This window comes from Croceitalea marina (genome assembly GCF_042684265.1).
In the GTDB taxonomy this organism is placed as follows: domain Bacteria; phylum Bacteroidota; class Bacteroidia; order Flavobacteriales; family Flavobacteriaceae; genus Croceitalea; species Croceitalea marina.
The window spans coordinates 1-2,129 of record NZ_JBHULB010000062.1 but is presented as its reverse complement, the minus strand read 5'-3'; the positions used below and the strand labels follow the sequence as shown (position 1 = coordinate 2,129).

Sequence of the window (2,129 nt, the reverse complement as noted above, 5' to 3'; positions counted from 1 at the left end):
TTAGGGAATTTTATGGACGAATAGCAGTCGTACTGCCTGGCCGATGATGGCAAATAGGAAAAAAAGGTAGGGCGGCGACCTCGACCGCCCGGTTTTTTACGTTCCGGAGGAATTGGCCATCATCGGTTCGGCTAAGCGTAGTGCGGAGGCAAGGAAACTTTTCGTTTCCGTCTACGCAAGAAGCAAAAGCTTTTGGTTTTGCTTTTTCTTTTTTTTGTCCAAAGCTAAATCCATAAGATTTAGCGACATTATAAATATACACAGACCTTTAATTTTAGCCCAAAACCCCGCATTACGTTTAGGTATTGTTAGCAAATGTACTTTTTCATGCTGTTATTAAGAGTTTACTCAGACTGAGTTCGAAGTCCATTCGCAACAGATACGTTTGAGTAAGGTCCATCTGCCCAACTTTGCTCGGTATTGTGATTGACTAAAAAACGTGCGCTTTTAAGTACATTTTTTTAATTGCTCTGGACTACTCTTATAACCGTTCAAGAGCCCTTTTTCATATTCAATCAGTTGACTTGCCTTCAATATTACTTTATCATAATAATTTTCGTTTTCCTGATAATTACCTAAAAGTTCTAGGAATTCTTTATCCTTAACCAAAATGTCCATGGTTACTTTATTCATTTTTTCCAAAAACATCAGGCAATTAAAATCGTACGAGGAACTTAATCCGCTATTTTTTAGAGTTTCCCAAGCTACATTTGTTAAATTGATGTATGAAACACCAAAATTCATGTCCATTTCTCCTGTATAGTGATATTTACCATTTTCTAATTTTACGGAGTCTTGTACAGTAAATGTTTTTGGGTATTTTTTTCTAAAAATGTTCATGCTATCAACAGATGAAATCACACGATTCTCGGAGTCCATATGAGTTTTTATAAACTGAATTGTTCCTAAAAGTACTTCTTGATTTTTAATATTCTTTTCTAGACTTTCTTGGTTTTGTTTTATTTCTGACAAGATATTTTTAGTAGCAATTGTTTTTTGATTTTCCAGCTTTTTTGAAGAAACTATTTTATTCATATATAAGGCTACGAATACTCCAATTAAGGTTGCTGTTAGAGTTATTAGCCAATTGTTTGAGAATAGTCTTGAAAGTGTAGTTTTGATTTTATGTTTCATATATGGCCAGTATATTTGCTAACGTTGTTGTATAAGATTAGTTGCGTGGTTTAAGCACCTAATTTAGCAAATACAAACCGAATAGAAAATCCGCGAGGATTTTCGTAAGTAGGCTCGCACCAAGCAATTAATTTTATACGTTGTTACCTGCAGTAATTTTATTTTTTATTAGCCATTCGTTCAATTCGTTTTCAAAATTGAGAAAGATTGTCACTAAATCTAAATTTGTTGATTCAGTCCATTCCTTGTCAAAATCTGATATTATCTTATATAACTCTGGTTTTATTTTTTGTAATTTTTTTAAATATTTTTCGCACTTTACTTTATCTTCCTCAACAACCACATTCATTAAAGACAAAGTTTGTCCTATAAATTGATTAACGGCTTTTTTTCTCCATTTTTTAAAAGTAAAAAGTAGTTTTATTTCAAAAATGTTGTAGTTCCCAAAGCTTATTCTTTCTTGAACAAACAAGTATTCCGAAAATCCCATTTCTTTATAGAAAGGGTACATTTTCTTGTGAGAACAGAAGTTGTACAAAATTGGGGTCAAGCTATTTTCAATTAAGACTTCAAAAGAATGTTCTCCTGTTATTCCATAAATTAGTTCCTCAAGTGTTGAAATTCCAAGATAGTCTAAATAGATGTGTAAAAGTTCGTGAGTAAAAGAATGGAATTCTATTTCTTCCGTAGGTGTTATAATCGTAGCAGTTCCATTTTCAGCTTTTCCTTTCCAAGAATATTCGGTTGGGTCAAAAATCAATTGAAAAGAGTATTCATTTTTTAGTTCATTCCAAATATTTTGGTTTTGTGAATTTACATAATTCTCTATTTGAAATGTAATGTCTGTCATTTAGTTCTTATTGCAGGTAACGGCCAGGCGGGTATTGCGAGTAGCGTCTCAAAGTATTTGAGCTAGCTACGATAGCAATTAGACGCTATTGGTCCATACCCGCTAGATATGTCCAGTTCCGACATCGTGTTGTTCCGTCTGAGGT

At 33.3% G+C, this 2,129-nt stretch carries 2 protein-coding genes; both read right to left on the bottom strand.

Going from position 1 to position 2,129, the window contains the following annotated elements; translation table 11 throughout:
* Positions 1-447: 447 nt before the first annotated feature.
* Positions 448-1,134 carry a hypothetical protein gene (locus ACFSQJ_RS14390; protein ID WP_377767672.1) on the bottom strand — a complete coding sequence of 229 codons (687 nt, stop codon included), beginning with the start codon at positions 1,132-1,134 and terminating at the stop codon, positions 448-450.
* Positions 1,135-1,267: 133 nt separating this feature from the next.
* Positions 1,268-1,984, bottom strand: a complete 717-nt coding sequence (locus tag ACFSQJ_RS14385; RefSeq protein WP_377767671.1) for a hypothetical protein — start codon at positions 1,982-1,984, stop codon at positions 1,268-1,270.
* Positions 1,985-2,129 lie beyond the last annotated feature (145 nt).